The organism is Ferrovibrio sp. GW821-FHT12B10 (assembly GCF_058807515.1).
In genome coordinates, this window is record NZ_JBXAQT010000001.1 from 2,498,941 (window position 1) to 2,523,236 (window position 24,296).

The window sequence follows — 24,296 nt, forward strand, 5'->3', positions numbered from 1 at the left end:
AGGGAGTTCCCGTGCAGTTTACCAAGTTGCGCTTGTCCGGCTTCAAATCCTTCGTTGAACCGACGGATTTCGTGATCCATCCGGGTCTGACCGGCATTGTCGGTCCGAACGGCTGCGGCAAGTCCAATCTGGTGGAAGCCCTGCGCTGGGTGATGGGCGAAAACTCGGCCAAGCGCATGCGCGGCACGGGCATGGACGACATGATCTTTGCCGGCACGGCCACCCGGCCGGCGCGCAACATCGCCGAAGTCACCCTCACGCTGGATAACAAGACCCGCACGGCCCCTGCCGCCTTCAACGAGATGGAGACGGTGGAGATCACGCGCAAGATCGAGCGCGAGAAGGGGTCTGATTACGAGATCAACGGCAACGACGTGCGCATGCGCGACGTGCAGTTGCTGTTCGCCGATCTGGCCTCGGGTGCCAATTCGCCGGCCATGGTCAGCCAGGGCCGCGTCGGCGCCATCATCAACGCCAAACCGACCGATCGCCGTATGCTGCTTGAAGAGGCGGCTGGCATTTCTGGTCTGCATTCACGTCGCCATGAGGCCGAGCTGCGCCTGAAGGCCGCCGAGCAGAACCTGGAGCGTGTGGTTGACGTCATCGGCCAGCTCGACAACCAGTTGCAGTCCTTGAAAAGGCAGGCTCGCCAGGCCAGCCGCTATCGCAACATCGCCGGCCAGATCCGCAAGACCGAAGCGATCCTGTTCCATCTGAAGCATGAAGCGCTGCGCACCGCGCTGGCCGAGGCCGAGCAGGCACTGCAGGCCGCCGAGCGTGAGGTCGCCGACCGCACGCTGCAGGTCTCGGAAGCCCATGAGGCCGAGCGCATCGCCGCCGAGGCGCTGCCGCCGCTGCGCCAGCACGAGGCCGAGGCCGGTGCCAAGCTGCATCGCCTGGTCGTTGCCCGCGAAGGCTTGGAAGCCGAGGCACAGCGCGCACAGGAAGCCGCCGATCAGGTGCGCCAGCGCCTGGAGCAGATCAATGCCGACAGCGCGCGCGAAACCGCGCTCTCGGAAGATGCGCAGGCCACGGTCGCGCGTCTTCAGAGCGAGGATGCCGAACTGCAGGCGCAGCGCGCCGGCGAGGCCGAGACGCAGGCGGCTGCCGAAGCCGCCGTCACCGAATCTGAAGGCAAGGTGGGCGAGCGCCAGGGCGAACTGGATCGCCTGAGCGACCGCGCCGCGCAGGAGCAGGCCAATCGCGCCCGCTTGCGCCAGGCCATCGAGGACGGCGAGCGCCGCCTCGCGCGCCTCAAGGCTCGCCTGGAAGAACTGGGTCTGGAAGAGGCCCGCCTGCAGGCGCAGACGGAATCGCTGGCCGAGGCCGAGGCCGTCAATGCCGAGGTCGAAGCCAAGCAGACCGCCGTCGAGACGGCGCGCGCCGCGCTCGACACCGTCGAGGCCGAGCATGCGCAGAAGATCGATGCCGCGCGTCAGGCCTACGAAGCCGTCGAAGCCGAGCAGGCTCGCCTGATCGAGGCGGCCCGTGCCGCCCTTGAAGCCGTCGAGGCCGAGCACAGCCAGAAGGTCGATGCCGCCCGCAGTCTGCTGGCTCAGGCCGGCAGCGAGCATGAGCAGAAGATCGAGCAGGCCCGTGCCGGGCTGACCGCCGTCGAAGGCGAGCATGCGCAGAAAATCGAAGCGGCGCGCAGCGGCCTGAATGCCGTCGAGGCCGAGCACAGCGAGAAGATCGCCGCCGCCCGCCGCGGCCAGGAAGCCGCCGAAGCCAATCGCAATGCCGTGGCGCAGGCCGAGCAGGCCTCGCGCGATGCCTGGCAGGGCGTGCAGGGCGAGTTGACCCGCCTGAAGGCGGAAGAGGCCGGCCTGGCCAAGCTGCTGAAGGTGGACGAGGGCAATCTCTTCGCGCCGCTGATCGACCAGATCCAGGTCGCGCCGGGCTTTGAGAAGGCGCTGGGCGCCGCGCTCGCCGATGAACTGAATGCCGCCACCGATCCCAATGCGCCGATGCACTGGGATACGCTGCCGCCGCTGACCGATGCGCCGGGCCTGCCGTTCGGCGCCGAGCCGTTGTCGCAGCATGTCACCGGGCCGGCCGCGCTGCAGCGCCGCCTCAGCCAGATCGGGCTTGTGTCTGACGATGCCGATGGTGCTCGTCTGCGCGCCGATCTCAAGCTGGGCCAGCGTCTGGTCACCCGCTCGGGCGCGCTCTGGCGCTGGGATGGCTTCACGGTCAAGGCCGGCGCGCCGACCTCGGCCTCGGTGAAGCTGGAGCAGCGCAACCGCCTCGCCGATCTGCGCGAGGAGCTGCGTGAACTGGAAGGCAAGCTGGGCGATGCCCAGCGCGCCTATGAAGAGGCCAAGCAGGCGACCGAAGCCGCCGCCGCCGCCGAGCGCGCGGCCCGTCAGGCCATTGCCGGCGCCGAGGAAGAGCGCAATCGTGCCCGCCAGCAGGCTGCCGCCGTGGTGCAGACCGCCGAGCAGGCGCGCGGCGAAGCCCGCGAGCAGGCCTCGGCTGTCGTGCAGGCCGCCGAGCGCGCCGCCGCCGAAGCGCGCGACCGCGCCAGCCAGGCTGTCGCCGCCGCCGAGCGCGAGCGCCAGGGTGCCCGCGATCAGGCCAATCAGGGCGTGGCGCAGGCCGAGCGCGAACGCAACACCGCGCGCGAGCATGCGACCCAGGGGATCACGGCCGCCGAGCGCGAACGCAACACCGCGCGCGAGCTGGCCAACCAGGACATCGCCCGCGCCGACCGCGAACTGGGTCAGGCCCGCGACCGTCAGGCCGAGGGCGTGCGCAAGGAAGCCGAGCGTCAGGCCCAGCTGGCCGCGCTGGCCGAACAGAAGCAGCAGACCGAAGCCGAGATCGCCGAGGCCGAGCAGGTGCGCAGCGCCGACGGCGAGGCGCTCGAAGCCCTGCCGCCGGAAGACGAGGTGCGTCAGCTCATCGCCACCGTGCGCGGCGAACTGGATACCCTGCGTCAGGCCCTGGTCGATGCCCGCACCACGCTGGAGCAGCTGCGCCGCGAGGCCGAAAGCCGCGGCCGCCGCCTTGATGGCATCGTCATCGAGATGCGCGCCGCCAATGCGCGCAATGAAAGCGCCAGCCACCAGATCGCCCAGCTCTCCGCCCGCCGCGAGGAGGCCGAGACCGAGCTGACCCGTCTGGAGCTGATCCCGCTCGAACTCGGCGACCGCCAGAATGCCCTGCAGCAGCAGATCGATCTGGCCGAGGTCGAACGCAAGGATGCCGCCGATCATCTGGCCAATGCGGAAAGCGCGCAGCAGCTCGCCGCCCGCACCGCCCGCGAGATCGAGCAGCTGCTCGGCGCCGGCCGTGAGGCGCGCGTGAAGGCGGAAGCCGACATGGAGCATCAGCGTGTCAGCATGGACGAGCTGGCGATCCGCGTGCGCGAGGTACTCGATTGCACGCTCGATCAGGTGCTGAAGGTTGGCGAAGTGGAGGACGGCGAGGAAAAGGCTGATCTCACCCAGGTCGACAACCGGCTCGAACGCCTCCGCAAGGAGCGCGACAACATGGGCCCGGTCAACCTGCGCGCCGAGCTGGAAGCCAACGAGGTGGAAGAGAAGCTCACGGCGCTCAGCACCGAGCAGACCGATCTGGTCACCGCCATCGAAAAGCTGCGCCAGGGCATCACCACGCTGAACAAGGAAGGCCGCGAGCGCCTGCTCGAAGCCTTCCAGAAGGTGGACAGCCACTTCCAGAAGCTGTTCGTCGAAGTCTTCGGCGGCGGCAAGGCGCATCTGCAACTGGTCGAGAGCGATGATCCGCTGCAGGCCGGCCTGGAAATCTATGCCTCGCCGCCGGGCAAGCGCCTGCAGGTGATGTCGCTGCTTTCGGGCGGCGAGCAGGCCCTGACTGCGCTGTCACTGCTATTCGCCGTGTTCCTCACCAACCCCGCACCCATCTGCGTGCTGGACGAAGTGGACGCGCCTCTCGACGACGCCAATGTCGAGCGGCTGTGCAACCTGATGGAAGCGATGGCGCGCCAGACCCAGAATCTGGGCGAGGGCACGCGCTTCGTGGTGGTCACTCACCATCCGATCACCATGGCGCGCATGGACCGCCTGTTCGGCGTCACCATGGCCGAGCGCGGCGTCTCGACGCTGGTCTCGGTCGACCTGGCGGGTGTCGAAACGCTGAAGGCGATCGCGTAAGGCGTGGAATGTTTCGACCCGCTGGATGAAATATTTTACTGCAGAATGGGCGGCGGGCCGTCTGGGCGATGAGGCGGCACAAGCTATCTCATCGCGCTATCAGCAGTACCTAGAAACGCTCGGTCATGCGTCTCAAGTCTGGCGGTTTGCAACGTCAGTGAATTTGAACGATGCTTACCTCGACAAGGTAAAGTTCGATCGTCAATCGCACCGGATCGAACTTTTATTGCTTACCGGGGATAATCAAGTTGGATATTGGCGAACCCGTATAAATTATGCTGGCGCCAAAATTGAGGCTGGGGAGGCAATACTCCGAACAGCTTTGCGAATGCGCCCAGCCGAGATCTGGTATGATGAATTCTCCGGCAGTGCTGGCGAGATGTCTCATGGCTTTCTTCTCACGCAAAGGCCGGGCGACAGCCGTCCTGGTGAGTTTCGCATCTCCTTCCGCGACTTTGAATTCGATCAAATCGCTGCAGATGGACGTCGACTTTTAACGGCGGACGATCATTCGCAATGGGACTGAGCCTGATCTAGAGGCTACCCGCCGGCATGAAGCCATGCGCGCCATCGAGCAGCGCACCGCGGAAGTCGGCATTGGTGACGCGGGTGCGGGACAGGTTCGTGCCGCGCAAATCCGTGCAGATCAGACGCGCACCGGTCAGGTCGCAGCCGGTCAGGTTGGCCAGGCTGAGGTCGGCGCCGCTCAGGTCCACATCGACCAGCGAGGCGTTGACCAGATAGGCGCCGCGCAAGCCAGCGCGGATGCCACGCGCACCGTCGGTGGAGATCCACAGCGCATGCTGGGCGATGATCTCCTGCAGCACGTCATGCTCCATGCGCGGGGCGAGCTTGCCGCCGGCCGCAGCAATCGCCTCGGCCATGCCCTCGCCGAGGTCGGCCAGCGCGAATTCCACGCCGCGCAGGTCGGCGCCCTTGAAGCTGACATTCTCCAGCCGGGCGAAGGCGAAGTCGGCATCCTCCAGCTTGGCCTTGTCGAAGTTGGCGCCCAGGATCTGCGCCCGTGCGAAGCTGGTGCCATGCATGGTCGCGCCGCTGAGCTTGGCATTCTGGTTGCCGTCGGCGCCGCTGTGATAGCCCAGATGCGCCTCGGCGAAATTGGTCTGGGTCAGCACGGCGCGGCTCAGGTCGGCGCCGCGCAGGTTGGCGCGGCTGAAATCGGCCTTGGTCAGGTCGGCGGCCGAGAGGTCGCAACCGGTGAGGTCGGAGCCCGAGAAGTCGCTTTCGCGCAGGTCGGCGCAGGAAAAGCCGCAGAACGGCAGATGCACCTGCCGCATCATCTTCTTCTGCAGTTTGATGGCGCCGAAATCGACGCGCTCCAGCCGCAGCTGCTTGCCCACGCGCACGGCACCGGTCTGCGACTGCAGATAGCGGCCATGAGCGGCGATCATGTCGAGGACGTCGGCGGGCGCGCGGGAATAGGCGGTCTGGGTCATGGGTCCGGGCAGGCGTAACAGTGCGCCGAGACTAGGGAGCGCCGCGAATCTTGTACAGCGGAAAGGTGGTCCGACTCGTCAGAGCAGGCCGGCGATCACGCGATCGGGAGGGGCATGGCCGTCGGCGAAGGTCTTGATGTTGATCAGCACCTTCTCGCCCATGTCGATGCGGCCTTCCAGGGTGGCCGAACCCATATGCGGCAGCAGGATGACGTTATCCAGCTCCAGCAGCTTGGGGTTCACCGCCGGCTCGTGCTCGAACACGTCCAGGCCGGCGCCGGCGACCTCGCCCTTGCGCAGTTTCCGCACCAGGGCGTTCTCGTCGATGATCTCGCCGCGCGCGGTGTTCACCACATAGGCATGTGGCGGCAGCAGGTCGAGCCGGCGCGAGGACAGCAGATGGAAGGTGGCCGGCGTGTGCGGGCAGTTCACCGAGATGATGTCCATGCGGGCCAGCATCTGGTCGAGGCTCTCCCAGTAGGTCGCCTCCAGTTCCTGCTCCACGCTCTCATGCACGCGCTTGCGGTTGTGGTAATGGATCGACAGGCCGAAGGCCTTGGCGCGGCGGGCGACGGCCTGGCCGATGCGGCCCATGCCGATGATGCCGAGCCGCTTGCCCCAGATGCGCTGGCCCAGCATCCAGGTCGGCGACCAGCCTTCCCACTTGCCCTCGCGCAGCGCCATCGCGCCGGCCACCACGCGGCGCGGCACGGCCAGGATCAGCGCCATGGTCATGTCGGCGGTGTCTTCGGTCAGCACGCCGGGCGTGTTGGTCACGGTGATGCCGCGCTGGCGGGCGGCGGCGAGGTCGATGTGATCGACGCCGGTGCCGAAATTGGCGATCAGCCGGAAATTCGGGCTGGCATGGGCGAGGATCGCGCCGTCGATGCGGTCGGTGATGGTCGGTACCAGTACATCGGCGGTCTTCACCGCATCGATCAGCTCGGCCTGGCTCATCGGTTTGTCCGCCACGTTCAGACGCGTGTCGAACAGCTCCATCATCCGGGTTTCGATCGGATCCGGCAGCTTGCGGGTCACGATGACCAGGGGGCGCTTTTTCGGCGTCGGCATTGGCGTTTCCACTCCGCAAAGGGGGAGGTGTTTTCAAGCCCTCTCTAGCAGATCGACCCGGCCGAGACAAACCTCGACCGGGTCGAAAACCGCTACCCTAAGGGCAGGTCGGGACTTGGACATTCGTCCAAGGACCGCCAGATCGTCTGTTGGCGTACGAACGGGCCGGAGCCTGCCGCCTGCCTGATCCTTAGGCCCAATTAACGGGCATAGAGGGGCATGTACTGGCGGATGTTGCGCTCCAGTTCGCGGTTCACATCCATCATGGTTTCACGCACCAGGGCGTGGATGATGCGGTCGCGGTCGTTCAGCGTCGCCTTCTCGCTCATCGAATTGGAGCGGCGCGCCGAGGCCGAGGCCTCGCCGACGCGGAAACCGCGGGCATCGCGCACCTCGACGGCCATCTCGACCTCGGTGTCGAAGCGGGCGACCTGGTCCTCGGTGAAGCTGCCGCGCAGGCCCGGGGTCTTCTTCAGGTCGGTCTCGGTGACGCTGGCCTTCCGGATCACCACGGTGACGCGGTTCTGCTGGCTGTTGTCCAGCGCGATGCGGTCGCGGGTCCAGCGGGTGGCGACAGAGGCCGGCGGCTGCGGGATCGCCAGTTCGATATGCGGCGGCTGCGCGGTCGGCTGGTATTCCAGGATGGTCTCGACGGTGCTGGCGGCGAAGGTGATCTTGGGCTGATCGGCGAAGGTGATCTCGGGCAGGATCGACTTCTCCAGCGGGCCGCTGCAGGCGGCGAGGGCGAAGGCCAGGCCCAGGGCGGCAAAAGCCCGGGTGAAATAGGCCCGGGTGAAATAGGGTTGGGCGAAGAGGGAGCGCATATGAGTTTCTCCTTGGTTTTCCGCCCCCAAATAGGCGGCGAATTGGGGCAAATTCAAGGCCCGGCCAAGGTATCCCGTTGCGGAAAACACCGTATCCGTTAATGGACTGCCTGTGGCGGGATCAAGAACCGGACGGCGGGAGAAACGGCGCAGCTTGGGTTTCGTCAGCCGCGGGAAACCAAGTCTTTTGGAGATCACACGCGCAACGGGATCAGCCCGGGGGCCGTCAGCCCAGGACCGTCAACCTCGGACGGCTTCGGCCGGGAAGCTGTAATGCTCGCTGCAGAACTGGCAGGTGACGGTGATCTGGCCGTCGGGCTGCGTCATGTCGGCGACTTCGTCGGACGAGAAGGTCGTCAGGATGCCGCGCACCTTGTCCTTGGAGCAGGTGCAGCGGTCGGCCAGCGGGGCTGCGTCAAAGACGCGCACGCCATCCTCGTGGAACAGCCGGAACAGCAGGTCATTCTGGCTCAGGACCGGATCGGTCAACTCATCAGGTTTCGTGGTGCCCAGCAGCGCCGTGACCTTCTCCCAGGCGAAGCCGCGTTCTTCCGTCGACAGCCCGCCGGGCTGCAGCGGCAGTTGCTGCAGCAGGATGCCGCCGGCGCGCCAGTAGCGGTTGCCGTTGACGCCCTTGCGATGCGCGGCGCTTAAAGTCACGCGCGCATTGAGCTGGTCCGACTGCGCGAAATAGGCATGGGCCGCATCGGCCAGCGAGGAGCCGGCCAGATCGACGATGCCCTGGTAGCGTTCGAGGTCTTCGTTGTTCGGATCGATGGTGAAGGCGAGGTAGCCCTTGCCCAGCAGCAGTGGCACCAGCGCCGATGTGCCGCCCGGCCCGAGCTCCAGGCCCTCGAGGCGCGCGGCATCGAAGCTGGCATAGCCGCGCAGATGGCCCGGCGTGCGGAAGTCGGCCACCAATGTCGAGACCGGCCCGTCGCCCTTGGCCTGCAGCGAGAAGACGCCGTCGAATTTCAGCGCCGTGCCCATGGTGGCGACCAGCACCAGCGCCTCGGCCAGCAAATGCGCGACCGGTTCGGGATAGGCATGGCGCGCGAGAAGGTGATCGATGGCCGGGCCGAGCCGGACCAGGCGTCCGCGCGTGTCGCACTGCTCGATCTGGAACGGCAGGGACAGGTCATCAAGAAGAGGAATGCTGCTCACGGCACCACTATAATCCGGCCGAAGATTCAAGCCTAGTCGGAGGCGCGACGCCTTAGGCGCCGAAGCACCAGGCCAGGATTGCCTTTTGCGCGTGCAGGCGGTTTTCCGCCTCGTCGAACACCACCGAGCGCGGCCCGTCGATCACCTCGGCGGTCACTTCCTCGCCGCGATGGGCGGGCAGGCAGTGCATGAAGATGGCGTTCTTGCCAGCCTTGGCCATGAGGGCGGCATTGACCTGATAGGGGGCCAGCAGCGCATGGCGCTTGTCGGCATCCTTCTGGCCCATCGACACCCAGGTGTCGGTGATGACGCAGTCGGCATCGGCCACGGCTTCGGCCGGATCGGTGGTGACGCGAATCTGGCCCTGCCGTTCGGCGGCCCAGTCCAGCACCTTCTGCGACGGCTTGAGCTCTTCCGGGCAGGCGAGATCGAGGCGGAAGCCGAACAGCACGGCCGCATGGATCAGCGATGTGGCCATGTTGTTGCCGTCGCCGACCCAGGCGATCTTGCGGCCCTTGATCGGGCCGCGATGCTCTTCAAAGGTCATCACGTCGGCCATCACCTGGCAGGGATGGCTGTCATCGGTCAGGCCGTTGATCACCGGTACGGATGCATTGGCGGCCAGGTCATGCAGGTTCTGCGCCTTGTTGGTGCGCATCATGATGGCGTCGACATTGCCCGACAGGATCTTGGCTGTGTCGGCGATGCTTTCGCCGCGACCGATCTGCAGTTCGTCGGCGCGCACCACGATGGTCTCGCCGCCGATCTGGCGCATGGCGCTGTCAAAGCTCAGCCGCGTGCGGGTCGAGGGCTTCTCGAAGATCATCGCCAGAATCCGGTCGCGGCCCGGCCGCGTCGGCTCGACGGTGCCCTTCGGCAGTCCGCGGCGGCCAGCCTTCATCTGCGCCGCGTGGCTCAGGATGCCGCGCAGCGTCTCGGCCGGCAGGCGGTCGAGATCGAGGAAGTGACGGATGCCCGTCCCATTCATAGTGGGCTGCATGCCGGGAGTCATGCGGCGGCCTTGTTCTTGTCCTGCAGCTTCTGGCAGGCGGCTTCCAGCCGGCGGATGCCTTCGGCGATGTCCTTCTCCGGCACGGTCAGTGGCGGAATCAGACGCAGGGTGTTGTCGCCCGCGGTAACGCCCAGCACGTGTTCATCGCGCAGCGTCGCCTGGAACTCGGTATTCGGCACCTTGGTCTTGATGGCGAGCAGGAAGCCCTGGCCGCGCACATCCTCGACCACGTCGGGATAGCGGTCCTTCAGCATGACGAGCTGCTGCATGAAATAGCTTGAGCGCTTCTGCACGCCGTCGAAGAAGCCGTCTTCCAGCATCACGTCCAGCACGGCATTGCCGGCCGTCATCGCCAGGATATTGCCGCCAAAGGTGGTGCCGTGGGTGCCGGGCGTCAGGCCCTTGGCGGCCTCGGCGGTCGCCAGCACGGCGCCGACGGGGAAACCGCCGCCCAGGCCCTTGGCCAGCGACATGATATCCGGCGCGATGCCCGACCATTCATAGGCGAACAGCTTGCCGGTGCGGCCCATGCCGGTCTGCACTTCGTCCAGGATCAGCAGCAGGTCATGCTCGTCGCAGAGCTGGCGCAGGCCACGCAGCATTTCGGTCGGAACCGACCGGATGCCGCTCTCGCCCTGGATCGGCTCGATCATGATCGCCGCCGTCTCGGGCGTGATCGCATCCTTCGCCGCCTTCAGGCTGAAGGCGACCTGATCGAAGCCTTCGACCTTGGGGCCGAAGCCGTCGAGATATTTGGGGTTATTGGTCGCCGCCAGCATGCCCAGCGTACGGCCGTGGAAAGCGCCCTCAAACGTGATGATCCGGTATTTCTCCGGCTTGCCGCTCACGGCGAAATACTTGCGCGCGCACTTCACCGCGCCCTCGTTCGCCTCGGCGCCCGAGTTGCAGAAGAAGGCCTTGTCGGCAAACGAGTTCGCCACCAGCCGCTCGGCCAGCTTCTCCTGCTCCGGAATCCGGAACAGGTTGGAGGTGTGCCACAGCTTGGCCGCCTGCTCCTGGATCGCCTTCACCAGATGGGGATGGCTGTGACCGAGCGCGGTCACCGCGATGCCGGAACCGAAGTCCAGATAACGTCGACCGTCGGCGGTGTAGAGGTAAGAACCCTCGCCCCGCTCGAACGCGAGGTCCTGCCTCGCGTAAGTCGACATCAATGCTTCGGTCACGACACGCTCCTCTGAATGACGGGCCCAGACCATCTGGACCCCAGAAAATAAGACGCCAGCCCCGGGTTTTACACGGCCGGGCTGGCGGTAAGGCCAGACTCTACGGGCGCTTAAGGGCTTATGTCAATTCGGCGAATGCATCCTGACATTGGCAGATTACCCATCCCTTACCGTAGCGTCCGAGGCTGGCAGGGCTTTTCCGGCCGGTGTTAATCTCTGGCCCCACAAGGGAAAACCGGGAGGCCTGCCATGACGACCCTGAGTTTCGAGACCACGCGGCGGGTCTATTGCGAGCCCGGCGCCAGCGCGAAGCTGGGCGCCCTGATGGCCGAACTGGGGGCGTCCCGGGTGGTGCTGGTCACCGATCCGGGTGTCATGAAACTGGGCCTGCCCGAGGCCGCCCTGGCCAGCCTGAAGGCCGCCAATATCGCCGTCACCATCTATGACCGGACCGAGGCCGATCCGCCGGAAAAGCTGGTGCATGACGCCGTGCAGGTCGCCAAGGACTTCAAGGCCGACGGCGTTGTCGGTTTCGGCGGCGGGTCCTCGATGGATATCGCCAAGCTGGTCGCCTTCCTCCCCGTCGCGACGCAGCCGCTGTCCGAGATTTACGGCGTCGGCAACGCGAAGGGCAAACGCCTGCCGCTGATCCAGGTGCCGACCACCGCCGGCACCGGCTCGGAAGTCACCGGCATCGCCATCATCACCACGGGCGAGAGCGAGAAGAAGGGCGTGGTGTCGCCGCTGCTGCTGCCCGATATCGCCCTGCTCGATGCCGATCTCACGCTGGGCCTGCCGCGCCATGTGACGGCGGCGACCGGCGTGGATGCCATGGTACATGCCATCGAGGCCTATACCTCGAAGAACAAGAAGAATGCGATGTCGGATGCGCTGGGCCGCGAGGCGCTGCGGCTCCTGTCAAAGAACATCCGCAGGGTCTGCTCGCCAGAGGGTATGAAGGATCGCGCGGCGCGCTCGGAGATGCTGCTCGGCGCCATGCTGGCCGGCATGTCCTTCGCGAATGCGCCGGTGGCGGCCGTGCATGCGCTGGCCTATCCGGTCGGCGGGCATTTCCATGTGCCGCATGGCCTGTCGAATGCGCTGATGCTGCCGCATGTGCTGCGCTTCAACCTCGAAGTGCCAAAGGCGGCCGAGCAGTATGCCGAGCTGGCGCCGATCCTGCTGCCGGGCAAGAGCTTCAGCTCTGCATCGGCTGGCGCCGGCGCCTTGCTGGCTGAACTCGAGGCGATCATCGACGACGTGAAGCTGGAAAAGCAGCTGCGTCAGGTCGGCATCAGCCACAACCACCTGCCGATGCTGGCCAAGGACGCGATGAACCAGCAGCGCCTCTTGGTCAACAACCCGCGCGATGTCGCCTATGACGACGCGCTGAAGATTTACGAGCAGGCCCTGTAAGCGATGTCGGAAGTCCTCGATCCGAAGCTGGAAAGCCGCGCCAACTATCGCCACAGCCTGCTGATCCCGACGCGGCTGTCGGATATCGACGTCTACCAGCATGTCAACAACGTGCAGTATTACGCCTATTTCGACACGCTGGTGAACGACTACATGATCCGCTTCGGCGGCCTCGACATGGTCAACGACAGCATCATCGGCCTGCTGGTGGAAAGCGGCTGCCGCTTCCACAAATCGCTGAACTATCCCGAGACCATCGAGGGCTGTCTGCGCACGGTGAAGCTGGGCAATTCCTCGGCGCGCCACGAGATCGCGTTGTTCCGCGATGGCGATCCGCATCCCGCCGCTACCGGGCATTTCGTGCATGTCTTTGTCGAACGCGGTGTGCAGAAGCCGGTACCGATTCCGGCCAAGATCCGCGCGGCGCTGGAAAAGATTCTGGTGTAATGCTGCCGCTCGGCGTCACGGCATTTCTCGACAGCTATCAGTCCGCCTTCAATGCGCAGGATGCCGACGCAATCGCCGCGCATTTCGCCTTGCCCTGCGTCCTGATCGATGGCGATCCCATCCTGTGGACCACGCAGGATCAGGTGGTTGCCAACATGCAGCGCCTGATCGGGCTTTATCGCGAGGGTGGTTTCAAGGCCGCCGGCTATGTGGTCGACACGCTGCTGCCGCAGGGGCCGGATGCGCTGGTGCTGAATCTGCTCTGGACATTGAGGCGCGATCCCAAGCCGCAGTGGCAATTCCGCACCGGGTATACGCTGCGTCGTATTGATGATGCCTGGAAGATCGTCTTCTGCATGGCCTATGAAGAACGCGCATCACGGTCAAGTGAAGCCTGACGGCGCGGAGTCGTCTCTTTCTCGGTCGGGCCCGCTCCTCTAGCGTTGAATGCTGTGGCGCAACGCTGGAGGCCATCGTGACCAGAGAGATCATTCGAACCGCTGCTGCACCATCGCCGCCGCCCAGCTACAGCCAGGCGGTACGGGCGGCGGGTCTGGTCTTCGTCTCGGGCACGGCGCCGCAGGATCCGGCCACGGGAAAGATCGTCGGCGACACGATCCAGGAGCAGACCCGGCAATGCCTGCGGAATATCTCCGCCATCCTCACGGCGGCCGGCAGCTCGCTCGACCGCGTCGTCAGCGCCACGGTGATCATTCTCGACGAAGCCGATTTCGCCGGCATGAATGAGGAATGGGTGAAATGGTTTCCCGCCAATCCGCCGGCGCGGCAGGGCGCCAAGATGCCGGTACGCATTCCCGGCATGAAGGTGTCGATCGCGGTGATCGCCGAGGCGTGAGTGCGTCGCACGCATTTCCTGTCATGCTCGGGCTTGGCCCGGGCATCCACGAGTTCCTTTTGAAAACAACGCGTGGATGCCACGCCCAAGGCGTGGCATGACGGCTCATGGATGTAACGCAGCTTGGCCTTAAGCTGCGGCAAAAGGTAACCGCACTTTTAGCAGAATCTTTAAAATCGATCGGGCATAGTGTGCATGAGGCAGACATGGCGCGCCCTCTGATGCCACGGGATGCGCGCCCACCGAGTTGGATGGGGACGATGTTCGATACCAAACTTCCCGCAGTACCGGGTGCGAAGGCCGTGATCACGCTCGGCCTGTTGGCGGCGGTCATCGCCGGGGTGGCGATTGCCGAGGGCGACCGGGTGACGGCCGGCTGGGCCGGGGCGGCGCTTTTCGTGGTCGGGCTCTGGCTGGTCTGGCCGCAGCAGGCGCAGCAGCAGCAACGCTGAGACATCAGTCGATCCGTCTACGGACGGAATCTTGACTTTTATCCTATAATATGTACATTATATGTTCTTTTGCGACCGCGGGGTATCCCGGCGGGTCGCAGACGCCTGTCCGCCATCGGACCGCCGGCCAGAGGTAAGCGCGCATAAGGAGGACTAAGGGGTCCATAAGGACGGATAAGCCCCGGATAAGGTCGGATAAGGGGGCAATAAGGTCGGATAGGCATCCGATAAGACGGAATTCGACGGCTACATCCCCGGATTCGACGCCTACAGCATCAGTTTCGACGGCGACAGCATCACATTCGACGATCAGGCGCCGGTAACCCGCTCAGGGCAGCAGGCGGTAGCCGCGCTTGAGCAGGGTGTAGCACAGGCCCCAGAGCAGCACGGCGGCCACCCCCAGCACGCCGCCGCCCAGCAGCACGTCGCCGTCGGTATGGCCGGTGAAGCCCCAGCGGAAGCCGTCGATCATGAAGAAGAAGGGATTGGCATGCGCCGCCGCGTACCAGAAGGGCGGCAGTTGCTGCACCGAGTAGAAGGTGCCCGACAGGAAGGCCAGCGGCGTGACGACGAAGTTGGTCACGGCGGCCATGTGGTCGAATTTCTGGCTCCACAGGCCGGCCAGAATGCCCATCAGGCTGAGGATCAGCGAGCCGGCGAAGGCGAAATACACGGTGGCGAACCAGTGGTGGATATGGATGGCCGAGAAAGGCGCGATCGCCAGCGCGACCGCGCAGGCCACGGCCAGGCCGCGCGTCACGCCGGCGCCGGCATAGGCCAGCAGCAGCTCGCCCGGGCTGATCGGCGGCATCAGCACGTCGATGATGTTGCCCTGCACCTTCGAGATCATGATCGAGGAGGAGGTGTTGGCGAAGGCATTCTGCGTGGTGGCCATCATGATCAGGCCTGGCGCCAGGAATTCAATGAAGGGCATGCCGGCGATCTGCCGCACCGCGCCGCCCAGCGCCAGCGCGAAGACGGCGAAGAACAGCAAGGTGGTCACCACCGGGGCCAGCACCGTCTGGGTGATCACCTTCAGGAAGCGCTGCACTTCCTTGACGTAGAGCGTCCACAGGCCCAGCCAGTTCACGGGCCCATAAGAACGTGGGCCGTAGCTGCGGGGGGTATAGGCGACGGCGGGACGGTCGGACATGAGGATTTGAAGCCTTTGAGGCCCCGGAGAGCTGCGGGGGAACCTGTTCGCCGGGCTACATAGCGCGTAATCTGCCCCAATGCAAAACGCGACGGCTGATTCTGCCCTGCCGGACTGGCTGCCGGCCCTGCTGGCCGGCGAACGTGCCGCCCTGGCCCGGGCCATCACGGCGGTCGAGAACGAGACCGACGAGGCCCGGCTGGTGCTGCAGGGCATCCGTGGCCGGCTCGGCCATGCCCTGGTCGTCGGCTTCACTGGCGCCCCGGGCGCGGGCAAGTCCACCCTGGTCTCGGCCTATGTGGCCGAGCTGCGGCAGCGCGGCCTCAATGTCGGCGTCGTCGCCGTCGATCCGTCCAGCCCGCTCACCGGCGGCGCCATCCTGGGCGACCGCATCCGCATGAGCCAGCATGCCGCCGATCCCGGCGTCTTCATCCGCAGCCTGGCCAGCCGTGGCCATCTCGGCGGGCTGTCGCGCACGGCCGCCCGCGTGATCGACGTCTTCGATGCCTCGGGCCGCGATGTCGTCGTCGTCGAGACCGTCGGCACCGGCCAGTCGGAAGTCGAGATCGCCGAGATCGCCGATGTGCGCGTGGTCGTGAATGCACCCGGCCTGGGCGACGATATCCAGGCCATCAAGGCCGGCATTCTCGAGATCGCCGATGTGCTGGTGGTCAACAAGTCCGACCTGCCGTTCGCCGAACGCTCGGCGCGCCAGCTCGCCGCGATGAGCGCGCAACGTGGCCATGGTCCCGTGCCGGTGCTGCAGACCAGCGCGACGGCGGGGCTGGGCGTGGCTGAGCTGGCCGATGCGATCCAGGCGATTGGCAAGCGCAAGCGTCCCGATCCGCGTGCCCGCACGCGGCGCCTGTTGCACAACCTGGTGCTCGACCGCCTGCGCCGGGGCCTGAGCGAATTGCCGGCCGAAGAGATCGACCGCCTGTCCGATGCGGTGCTCGGTGGCCACAGCGATATCGAAACCGCCATGCAGGACATGATCGCCCTGCTGGCAAACCGTCTCTCCAAATGAAGTGAACCTGTCGTCCATGTCCGAAGTGAAAAATCCCGAAGCCCGTATCTGCGCCAACATCCTCGACCTGCCCGGTTCACGCATCCGCGTCGTCACCCGCGCCTCGGCCGATATCCCGGACATGATCAAGCTATGGTTCGGCGAGGGCGACGAGCCGACGCCAGAATTCGTGCGCAGGGGCGCGGCCGCGGCGCTGGAGCGCGGCGAGACCTTCTACGCCGCCAATCGCGGCATCGCGCCGCTGCTGGACGCCATCGCCGCCTATCTCGACCGTGCCTACGGTGCCCGCGTCGGCCATGACCGCATGGTCGTCACCGCTTCCGGGATGAGTGCGATCATGATCACCATCCAGTGCCTGATCGAGCCCGGCGACAGCGCCGTGGTGATCGGGCCGATCTGGCCCAATGGCCGCTCTGCCATCCGTGCCATGGGCGGCGAGCCGCGCGACGTGTTCCTGCAGCCGCAGGAAGATGGCCGCTGGAAACTCGACCTGCAGCAGCTGTTCGACAGCTGCGACGAAACCACCAAGATGATCATGATCAACAGCCCGGGCAATCCGACCGGCTGGGTGGCATCCGAAGCCGAGCTGAAGGCGATCCTCGATTTCTGCCGCGAGCGCGGCATCTGGATCCTCTCGGACGAGGTTTATGGCCGCATCATCTATGGCCCGGCCCAAGAATCAGGGCGACGGCATGCGCCGAGCTACTACACGCTGGCACAGCCGGAAGATCCGGTGGTGATCGTCAACTCGTTTTCCAAGAGCTGGTCGATGACCGGCTGGCGTCTGGGCTGGATTGTGGCGCCGCCGCGCCTGTGCGCCGCCGTCGAGAAGATGACCGAGTTCAACATCTCGCATCCGACCACCTTCGTGCAGTATGGCGGCGTTGCCGCGATGAATGAGGGCGATGACTATGTGGAGAGCCTGGTCGAGCGCTATGGCCGCGCCGCCGATCTGGTCTATCAGGCGCTGGCGCCGCTGCCGCGCGTTCGTCTCGGCAAACCCGAAGGCGCCTTCTACGCTTTCTTTGCGCTGGATGGCCTGACCGATAGCGTCGAGTTCTGCAAGGAGATCGCGCGCAAGGCCAAGGTCGGCCTAGCCCCCGGCATCGCCTTCGGCCCGGCCGGCGAAGGGCGCATCCGCCTGTGTTATGCGGCCTCGCTGCCCAAGCTGTCGGAAGCGCTCGAGCGCCTGGTGCCGCAACTCAAATAAAAAAATCCGGAGGATGAATGCGGACGATCTACGAAAGCGACGATCACGCCGCGCTGCGTGAACAGATCGCCCGTTTCATCGACAACGAGGTCCGGCCCCATGGCAATGCCTGGGAGGAGGCCGGCATGGTGCCGCGCGAGACCCTGCGCAAGATGGGTGCGCTGGGTTTCTTCGGCATCCGCTATCCGGAAGAATATGGCGGCAGCGACCAGTCGCCGGTCGCCGCCGCGATCCTGGCCGAGGAGTGCGGGCTGTCGGGCTTTGGCGGGTTTTCCGCCACCGTGCTGGTGCATACCGACATGGCCTCACCGCATCTGGCCCATGCCGGCAACCAGCAGCAGCTCGACCGCTGGTTCGCCAAGGTCATTGCTGGCGAGCTGATCACCGCCGTGGCCGTCACCGAGCCCGATGCTGGTTCTGATGTCGCTGCCATCCGCACCCGGGCGAAACGCGATGGCGACCATTATGTGCTGACCGGCAGCAAGATGTTCATCACCAATGGCGTGCATGCCGATCTGTATTTCGTCGCCGCCAAGACCGACCCGGATGCCAAGGGCTCGCGCGCCATCTCGATCTTCGCGGTGGAGAAGGGCACGCCGGGCTTCAGCGTCGGGCGTTCGCTCAAGAAGCATGGCTGGCTCTGCTCGGATACCGCCGAACTGGTGTTCGACGGCTGCCGCGTCCCCGTCGAGAACCGTCTTGGCGAGGAGAACCGCGGCTTCTACGCCATCATGCGCAACTTCCAGAACGAGCGCCTGGTGCTGGGCGCCATGGCGGTGGGCGAATGCCGCCGCGCGTTGGAGATCACCCGGCAGTATGTGACGACGCGCAAGGCCTTCGGCGGCGCGCTGGCCGACAAGCAGGTGATCCGCCAGCGGCTGTCCATGCTGGAGGCCCGCACCGAAGCGGCGCGGCAATTGGTCTATCACGCCGCCTGGCTGGTGGGCGAGGGCAAGGATGCCGTGCGCGAGGTCTCGATGGTCAAGGCGCTGTGCGGCGAGCTGGTCAATGCCGTGACCTATGACTGCCTGCAGTTCCATGGCGGTGCCGGCTACCTGCGGGACAGCGAGATTGAGCGCATGGCGCGCGATGCCCGCATCCATCCCATTGGCGGCGGTGCCACCGAGGTCATGCTGGAAGAGATCGCCAAGCGCTGGCCGGCCTGACGTTCGCGTAAACTGCCGTAGCGGAACGTTTGCGCCGCGAAAAGTTTGGGGCTAGCGTTCCGCCAGACCAAGTCTTGGGAGGACATAAAATGCGTGAAGCCGTCATCGTTTCCACCGCCCGCACGCCGATCGGCAAGGCCTATCGCGGCGCTTTCAACAACACCGACGCCGCCACGCTGGGTGCGCATGCGATCCGCGAAGCGGTGAAGCGCGCCGGCATCGAGGGCGGCGAAGTCGATGACGTCATCATGGGCGCGGCCCTGCAGCAGGGCTCGACCGGTGGCAATATCGCACGCCAGGCTGCCATCGCCGCCGGCCTGCCGGTTTCTGTTGCCGGCATGAGCCTCGACCGCCAGTGCGGCTCCGGCCTGATGGCGATTGCCACGGCCGCCAAGCAGGTGATCCAGGACAACGCGCCCATCGTGGTTGGCGGCGGTCTGGAATCGATCTCGCTGGTGCAGAACGAGCATATGAATACCTTCCGTGCCCGTGACGAATGGCTGATGAAGAACAAGCCTGAAATCTACATGGCGATGATCGACACCGCCGAGGTCGTGGCCAAGCGTTATGGCATCAGCCGCGAGGCGCAGGACGAATACGCGCTGGAAAGCCAGCGCCGCACCGCCGCCGGCCAGGCCGCCGGCAAGTTCGACGCCGAGATCGTGCCGATGCCGAGCAAGATGGCGGTCGTCGACAAGGAGACCAAGGAAGTCTCCTACAAGGACATCACGCTGGCCAAGGACGAAGGCAACCGCGCCGACACCAAGTTGGAAGGCCTCGCCGGCCTGCAGCCGGTGCGCGGTCCGGGCAAGGTGATCACGGCTGGCAATGCCAGCCAGCTTTCCGATGGCGCATCCGCCTGCGTGGTGATGGAATCAAAGCTGGCCGAGAAGAAGGGGCTGCAGCCGCTCGGCATCTATCGCGGCATGGCGATCTCGGGCTGCGAGCCGGACGAGATGGGCATCGGTCCGGTCTATGCCGTGCCTAAGCTGCTGCAGCGTTTCGGCCTCAAGATGGACGATATCGGCCTGTGGGAACTGAACGAGGCTTTCGCCGTGCAGGTACTGTACTGCCGCGACAAGCTCGGCATCCCGAACGATCGCCTGAACGTCAATGGCGGCGCAATCTCGATCGGCCATCCCTATGGCATGTCGGGCGCGCGCATGACTGGCCACGCCCTGATCGAGGGTAAGCGTCGCGGCGCCAAGTATGTGGTGGTGACCATGTGCATCGGCGGTGGCCAGGGCGGTGCCGGCTTGTTTGAAGTCGCTTAAAGCCTCGGTGCCGCAAGGCGGGTGAGGATCAGTTCCGCCACTCCGCCGCGCGTGTACTGCACGATCCCGAATTGGCCATAGGTCTGCGCAAGGCCTATGGCCTTTTCCGTTTCCAGGTCCAGCACGGCGAAACCGGGTTCGGCTTTCCAGCCGCGCCGGTCCGGCACGCCGAGCTGCGGCAGATGCAGCAGGCCGCGCATCCCAAGGTCGCGGCGCAGGCGCTGGTGCGCCGCCATGTTGCGGCCGGTATCCAGCCGCCGGCTGCGCGGGTTCCAGGCGTTTATGCATGTTAGCGAGTTCGCTCTGCACTGGCGCAGATACGCATCGGCCTGCGCACTGGGTTGATCCAGGCGCAGGCCGGTCATCGTGCCGTCAGGCCATGTCACCGCATAGGTGGTGGCGACATAGCCCTGCAGGGTCCTGTCAGAGATCATCGCATCTCGGCATTGGCCATCGCCTGACGCAGGCCCTGGGTGCCCGGGTTGCTGACCATGTTGTCATAGATGATGTTGCGTGGATGCATTTCCTTGCCGTAGTAGGCCGTGTTGCGGCTGTGGCGCGCGGTGATCACCGCGCCTTCCACCGATACACCCGCAGCCAGGCCCTTGGTCTTGGAGAAGGAGTAGATGTCGGCACCGAGATTGGTGGTGGTGGCGGCTTCGACGCCCATGCCGACCGGGCCGGCGGCCACGGTGGCATCGGCGCCGAGCTTGAACTCGTTACGCAGAATGGCGTCGACCGCCTTGTCATTCATCAGCACGAGAATCACTTCCGAGGCCTCGCCGCCGATCTGCAGGCCGATGGAACCCGAGCCCATGGTGTAGATCGCGGGTTCGCTCCAGCCGGTGCCGGTTTTGGCCATCAATACGCCCGAGCCGCCTTCGCCGCCGATGATGAAGCTGGCTTTCAGCAGTTGTGGCACCACGAAGGCGCCCTTGGCCTGGGCCAGCTTGCGGCGCAGGTCACTCATATGGCCGTCATTGGTGAAATGCTCCACCGTGATGCGGGCGCTGTCGATCAGGCCCTGATCGTCGCTGGCGGCAAAGGCTGGCACGGGCGACATCAGCAGGGCGCCGCCGGCCAGGCTGGCGGTCATCAGGGAGCGGCGGGTCATGGCAGCGGAGAGTATCGGCTTGGACATGTTCAAACCCCTTTCCGGGTTGGCAAATCGCGAATCGCAATATATTGCTTCGGCCGCGCAGAATCACCCCAGGCGACGAATCAGTCGGGGGTGCACGGGTTGTTGCAGCGCAAGCTAGTCCCTAAACTGTGGCGGCTTTGTGAAACGGAGGCGGCATGTCCAAGGCCAAGGAAGATGCAGGTCAGGAGACCATCCCGGCGGACATCGCAGCGCTGAGCTTCGAGTCGGCACTGAAGGCGCTGGATGAGATCGTCGCCAAGCTGGAAAGCGGCCGGGTCGATCTGGAAGAGTCGATCGCCCTCTATGGCCGTGGCGCCCTGCTGAAGCGCCATTGCGAGGCCAAACTGAAGGCCGCCGAAGAGAAGATCGAGAAGATCGTGGTCGGCGGCGATGGCCAGCCCGCCACCCAGCCCTTCAAGGCAGACTGATATGGCCGACCAGCCGTCGCCCGCATTAGCGGCGGCCATGCGGGATATCGGCGCGGCGGTGGAAGCCGCGCTCGATGGCCTGCTGCCCGCTGTCGAAACCCCCACCCGCAAGCTTGATGAGGCCATGCGCTATGCCTGCCTGGGCGGCGGCAAGCGCCTGCGCGCGCTGCTGGTGGTGGCGGGCGCCGACCTGTTCAAGGTGCCGCGCACGCAGTCCCTGCGGGTCGCAGCCGCCATCGAGATGCTGCATGCCTATTCGCTGGTGCATGACGACTTGCCCTGCATGGACGACGATGACCTGCGGCGCGGCAAGCCCACCGTGCACAAGGCTTTCGACGAGGCGACCGCCGTCCTGGCGGGCGACGGGCTGCAGACACAGGCCTTTGCGGTGCTGGCCGACGCGGCCACCCATGACGATGCCACGGTGCGCGCCGGCCTGGTCGCCGGGCTGGCCCTGGCGGCTGGTGCGCGCGGCATGGTCGGCGGGCAGGCCATCGACCTGGCCGCCGAGGACCGCACGGCGGCCGGCCGGCCACTGAGCTATGACGAGATCGCGCATCTGCAGGCGCTCAAGACCGGCGCGCTGATCGGCTTTTCGGCCGAAGCCGGCGCCATCCTAGGCCGGGCTGACCCTCGGGATCGCGCGGTCCTGCGTGCTTATGCCGCCGATCTGGGACTCGCCTTCCAGATCGCCGACGATATTCTGGATCATGAAGGCTCGGCCGCCGAAGTCGGCAAGGCGGTGGGCAAGGATGCCGCTGCCGGCAAGGCCACCTTTGTCGGCCTGCTCGGGCTTCAGGAGGCCCGGACCAAGGCGCGGACGTTAACGAATTCGGCCAAGACGGCGGTTTTGTCGCATTTTGGCCCCGGTTCCGTGGTTTTGCAGGAACTGGCGGAGTTTGTTATAACCCGCCGCTCGTGACACGCTTAACGCCGCATGACAGGCCGTAATGATCAGTAACCGCACGCCCCTGCTGGATACCGTTCGCACGCCGGCCGATACCCGGTCGTTCGATCTGGAACAGCTCAAGCAGCTCGCTGACGAGGTTCGTCGCGAGATGATCGATGCTGTTTCGGTCACCGGCGGTCATCTGGGCGCGGGCCTGGGCGTCGTTGAACTCACCGTCGCCGTGCATCACGTCTTCGATACGCCGACCGACCGCCTGATCTGGGATGTCGGGCATCAGGCCTATCCGCACAAGATTCTCACCGGTCGCCGCGACCGCATCCGCACGCTGCGCCAGCCGGGCGGCCTCTCCGGTTTCACACGACGCTCGGAAAGTGAATACGATCCCTTCGGCGCCGCGCATTCCTCCACCTCGATCTCGGCCGGCCTGGGCATGGCGGTGGCGCGCGACTTCAAGGGCGAGAGCAACAACGTCATCTGCGTGATCGGCGACGGCGCGATGTCGGCCGGCATGGCCTATGAGGCGATGAATAATGCCGGTGCGATGAACAGCCGGCTGATCGTCATCCTGAACGACAACGACATGTCGATTGCGCCGCCGGTCGGTGCCATGAGCGCCTATCTGTCGCGCCTGATGTCGTCGCGCTCCTATATCGGCCTGCGCCAGCTGGCCAAGCAGATTGGTGAGAAAATCCTGCCCAAGACGCTGACCTCGATTGCCGAGAAAGCCGAGGAATATGCGCGCGGCATGGTGGCCGGCGGCACGCTGTTCGAGGAGCTGGGCTTCTATTACGTCGGCCCGGTCGACGGCCACAACCTTGAGCATCTGGTGCCGGTGCTGAAGAATATCCGCGACACCGACAAGCCCGGCCCGGTGCTGATCCATGTCGTGACGCAGAAGGGCAAGGGCTATGGCCCGGCCGAAGCCGCCGATGACAAGTATCATGGTGTGGTGAAGTTCGACGTTGTGACCGGTGCGCAGGCCAAGCCGCAGGCCGGTCCGCCGAGCTACACCAAGGTCTTTGCCCAGAGCCTGGTTGCCGAAGCTGAAGCCGACGACAAGATCGTCGCGATTACCGCCGCCATGCCGTCAGGCACGGGGCTCGATCTGTTTGCCAAGAAATTCCCCAAGCGCTGCTTCGATGTCGGCATTGCCGAACAGCATGCCGTGACCTTTGCCGCCGGCCTCGCCACCGAAGGCTACAAGCCCTTTGCGGCGATCTATTCGACCTTCCTGCAGCGCGCCTATGACCAGGTGGTGCATGATGTGGCGATCCAGCGCTTGCCGGTGCGTTTCGCCATCGATCGCGCCGGCCTCGTGGGCGCTGACGGCGCGACTCACGCCGGCAGTTTCGACATCGCCTATCTCGCCTGCCTGCCCGACATGGTGGTGATGGCGGCGGCCGACGAGGTCGAGCTGATGCATATGGTGGCAACTGCTGCCGCCATCGACGATCGCCCGTCTGCGTTCAGGTATCCGCGCGGCGAAGGCAGCGGCCTGGCCCTGCCCGCGCGCGGCTCGGTGCTGCAGATCGGCAAGGGCCGCATCATCCGCGAAGGCAGCAAGATCGCCATCCTGTCCTTCGGCACCCGTCTGGCCGAAGCGCTGAAGGCGGCCGACGACCTGGCCGCCCATGGCCTGTCGACCACGGTGGCCGATGCGCGTTTCTGCAAACCGCTGGATACCGATCTGGTGCGCCAGTTGGCGCGTAACCACGAAGTGCTGATCACGCTGGAAGAAGGCTCGGTCGGCGGTTTCGGCAGCCATGTGCTGCAGTTCCTCAGCCATGACGGCCTGCTCGATCATGGCCTGAAGATCCGGCCGCTGGTTCTTCCTGATCGCTTCATCGATCACGACAACCCGGTGAAGCAGTATGACGAGGCCGGCCTGAACGCGCCGCAGATCGTCGCCACCGCGCTTGCCGCTCTTGGCCGTTCGAGCGACGTCCTCCCAGCCCGCGCCTGACAGGT

General features: G+C 65.5%; 23 protein-coding genes. 14 read left to right on the plus strand and 9 right to left on the minus strand.

The window, feature by feature from the left end; genetic code table 11:
• Positions 1 to 11 precede the first annotated feature (11 nt).
• Entirely contained in the window at positions 12 to 4,136 is a 4,125-nt protein-coding gene (locus AC1RRT_RS12665) for an AAA family ATPase (protein ID WP_493014161.1), read from the plus strand.
• Positions 4,137 to 4,161: 25 nt separating this feature from the next.
• The gene (locus AC1RRT_RS12670) at positions 4,162 to 4,662 is read left to right on the plus strand and encodes a hypothetical protein (protein WP_493014162.1); all 501 of its coding nucleotides are present in this window, start codon (positions 4,162 to 4,164) and stop codon (positions 4,660 to 4,662) included.
• A 7-nt stretch (positions 4,663 to 4,669) separates the two neighbouring features.
• Here AC1RRT_RS12670 and AC1RRT_RS12675 read toward each other — a convergent pair whose 3' ends face one another.
• The 6 genes from AC1RRT_RS12675 to AC1RRT_RS12700 form a co-directional block, all read right to left on the minus strand.
• Positions 4,670 to 5,593 (minus strand): pentapeptide repeat-containing protein, encoded by a 924-nt coding sequence (locus AC1RRT_RS12675; RefSeq protein WP_493014163.1) that lies wholly within the window; start codon positions 5,591 to 5,593, stop codon positions 4,670 to 4,672.
• A gap of 78 nt (positions 5,594 to 5,671) precedes the next feature.
• A complete protein-coding gene (locus AC1RRT_RS12680) occupies positions 5,672 to 6,664 on the minus strand; it encodes a 2-hydroxyacid dehydrogenase (protein ID WP_493014164.1) in 993 nt (330 codons plus the stop codon).
• Between the two features lie 200 nt (positions 6,665 to 6,864).
• Positions 6,865 to 7,488 carry a hypothetical protein gene (locus AC1RRT_RS12685; protein ID WP_493014165.1) on the minus strand — a complete coding sequence of 208 codons (624 nt, stop codon included), beginning with the start codon at positions 7,486 to 7,488 and terminating at the stop codon, positions 6,865 to 6,867.
• A 240-nt stretch (positions 7,489 to 7,728) separates the two neighbouring features.
• Positions 7,729 to 8,652: an Hsp33 family molecular chaperone gene (locus tag AC1RRT_RS12690; RefSeq protein WP_493014166.1), complete on the minus strand. Its 924-nt coding sequence runs from the start codon at positions 8,650 to 8,652 to the stop codon at positions 7,729 to 7,731.
• 52 nt (positions 8,653 to 8,704) lie between these two features.
• Positions 8,705 to 9,640, minus strand: coding sequence for an ornithine carbamoyltransferase (argF, locus tag AC1RRT_RS12695; protein ID WP_493014167.1), 936 nt, complete (start codon positions 9,638 to 9,640; stop codon positions 8,705 to 8,707).
• 20 nt (positions 9,641 to 9,660) lie between these two features.
• Positions 9,661 to 10,848 carry an aspartate aminotransferase family protein gene (locus tag AC1RRT_RS12700; protein ID WP_493014168.1) on the minus strand — a complete coding sequence of 396 codons (1,188 nt, stop codon included), beginning with the start codon at positions 10,846 to 10,848 and terminating at the stop codon, positions 9,661 to 9,663.
• A gap of 249 nt (positions 10,849 to 11,097) precedes the next feature.
• Between AC1RRT_RS12700 and AC1RRT_RS12705 the strand changes: the two genes are divergently transcribed.
• From AC1RRT_RS12705 to AC1RRT_RS12725, 5 genes are all read left to right on the plus strand, one after another.
• Positions 11,098 to 12,264: an iron-containing alcohol dehydrogenase gene (locus tag AC1RRT_RS12705; RefSeq protein ID WP_493014169.1), complete on the plus strand. Its 1,167-nt coding sequence runs from the start codon at positions 11,098 to 11,100 to the stop codon at positions 12,262 to 12,264.
• 3 nt (positions 12,265 to 12,267) lie between these two features.
• The gene (locus AC1RRT_RS12710; RefSeq protein ID WP_493014170.1) at positions 12,268 to 12,711 is read left to right on the plus strand and encodes an acyl-CoA thioesterase; all 444 of its coding nucleotides are present in this window, start codon (positions 12,268 to 12,270) and stop codon (positions 12,709 to 12,711) included.
• Complete coding sequence (locus AC1RRT_RS12715) at positions 12,711 to 13,109, plus strand: DUF6841 family protein (protein ID WP_493014171.1); 399 nt, start codon at positions 12,711 to 12,713, stop codon at positions 13,107 to 13,109. The genes AC1RRT_RS12710 and AC1RRT_RS12715 overlap by 1 nt, the downstream gene beginning before the upstream one ends.
• A gap of 77 nt (positions 13,110 to 13,186) precedes the next feature.
• Positions 13,187 to 13,567, plus strand: a complete 381-nt coding sequence (locus AC1RRT_RS12720; protein ID WP_493014172.1) for a RidA family protein — start codon at positions 13,187 to 13,189, stop codon at positions 13,565 to 13,567.
• A gap of 260 nt (positions 13,568 to 13,827) precedes the next feature.
• Complete coding sequence (locus AC1RRT_RS12725) at positions 13,828 to 14,019, plus strand: hypothetical protein (protein ID WP_493014173.1); 192 nt, start codon at positions 13,828 to 13,830, stop codon at positions 14,017 to 14,019.
• 328 nt (positions 14,020 to 14,347) lie between these two features.
• Here AC1RRT_RS12725 and AC1RRT_RS12730 read toward each other — a convergent pair whose 3' ends face one another.
• Positions 14,348 to 15,172 carry an ABC transporter permease gene (locus AC1RRT_RS12730; protein ID WP_493014174.1) on the minus strand — a complete coding sequence of 275 codons (825 nt, stop codon included), beginning with the start codon at positions 15,170 to 15,172 and terminating at the stop codon, positions 14,348 to 14,350.
• Between the two features lie 79 nt (positions 15,173 to 15,251).
• On the opposite strand from AC1RRT_RS12730, the gene meaB reads away from it, so the two are divergent.
• The 4 genes from meaB (at position 15,252) to AC1RRT_RS12750 (ending at position 19,849) form a co-directional block, all read left to right on the plus strand.
• Positions 15,252 to 16,199 carry a methylmalonyl Co-A mutase-associated GTPase MeaB gene (meaB, locus tag AC1RRT_RS12735; protein ID WP_493014175.1) on the plus strand — a complete coding sequence of 316 codons (948 nt, stop codon included), beginning with the start codon at positions 15,252 to 15,254 and terminating at the stop codon, positions 16,197 to 16,199.
• 16 nt (positions 16,200 to 16,215) lie between these two features.
• Positions 16,216 to 17,409, plus strand: a complete 1,194-nt coding sequence (locus AC1RRT_RS12740; RefSeq protein WP_493014176.1) for a pyridoxal phosphate-dependent aminotransferase — start codon at positions 16,216 to 16,218, stop codon at positions 17,407 to 17,409.
• A 17-nt stretch (positions 17,410 to 17,426) separates the two neighbouring features.
• On the plus strand, positions 17,427 to 18,575 hold the full coding sequence (locus tag AC1RRT_RS12745) for an acyl-CoA dehydrogenase family protein (RefSeq protein WP_493014177.1): 1,149 nt from the start codon (positions 17,427 to 17,429) through the stop codon (positions 18,573 to 18,575).
• An 89-nt stretch (positions 18,576 to 18,664) separates the two neighbouring features.
• The gene (locus tag AC1RRT_RS12750) at positions 18,665 to 19,849 is read left to right on the plus strand and encodes an acetyl-CoA C-acyltransferase (RefSeq protein ID WP_493014178.1); all 1,185 of its coding nucleotides are present in this window, start codon (positions 18,665 to 18,667) and stop codon (positions 19,847 to 19,849) included.
• Here AC1RRT_RS12750 and AC1RRT_RS12755 read toward each other — a convergent pair.
• Both AC1RRT_RS12755 and AC1RRT_RS12760 read right to left on the minus strand, forming a co-directional pair.
• Positions 19,846 to 20,283, minus strand: coding sequence for a DUF3293 domain-containing protein (locus AC1RRT_RS12755; protein ID WP_493014179.1), 438 nt, complete (start codon positions 20,281 to 20,283; stop codon positions 19,846 to 19,848). The genes AC1RRT_RS12750 and AC1RRT_RS12755 overlap by 4 nt on opposite strands.
• Positions 20,280 to 20,990 carry a lipid-binding SYLF domain-containing protein gene (locus tag AC1RRT_RS12760; RefSeq protein WP_493014181.1) on the minus strand — a complete coding sequence of 237 codons (711 nt, stop codon included), beginning with the start codon at positions 20,988 to 20,990 and terminating at the stop codon, positions 20,280 to 20,282. The genes AC1RRT_RS12755 and AC1RRT_RS12760 overlap by 4 nt, the downstream gene beginning before the upstream one ends.
• 155 nt (positions 20,991 to 21,145) lie before the next feature.
• Here AC1RRT_RS12760 and AC1RRT_RS12765 point away from each other — a divergent pair, with 155 nt between their 5' ends.
• The 3 genes from AC1RRT_RS12765 to dxs are packed head-to-tail and all read left to right on the plus strand — an operon-like array spanning position 21,146 to position 24,291.
• Positions 21,146 to 21,418 (plus strand): exodeoxyribonuclease VII small subunit, encoded by a 273-nt coding sequence (locus tag AC1RRT_RS12765; protein WP_493014182.1) that lies wholly within the window; start codon positions 21,146 to 21,148, stop codon positions 21,416 to 21,418.
• Position 21,419: 1 nt separating this feature from the next.
• On the plus strand, positions 21,420 to 22,340 hold the full coding sequence (locus AC1RRT_RS12770; protein ID WP_493014183.1) for a polyprenyl synthetase family protein: 921 nt from the start codon (positions 21,420 to 21,422) through the stop codon (positions 22,338 to 22,340).
• A gap of 28 nt (positions 22,341 to 22,368) precedes the next feature.
• A complete protein-coding gene (dxs, locus tag AC1RRT_RS12775; RefSeq protein ID WP_493014184.1) occupies positions 22,369 to 24,291 on the plus strand; it encodes a 1-deoxy-D-xylulose-5-phosphate synthase in 1,923 nt (640 codons plus the stop codon).
• Positions 24,292 to 24,296: the final 5 nt, after the last annotated feature.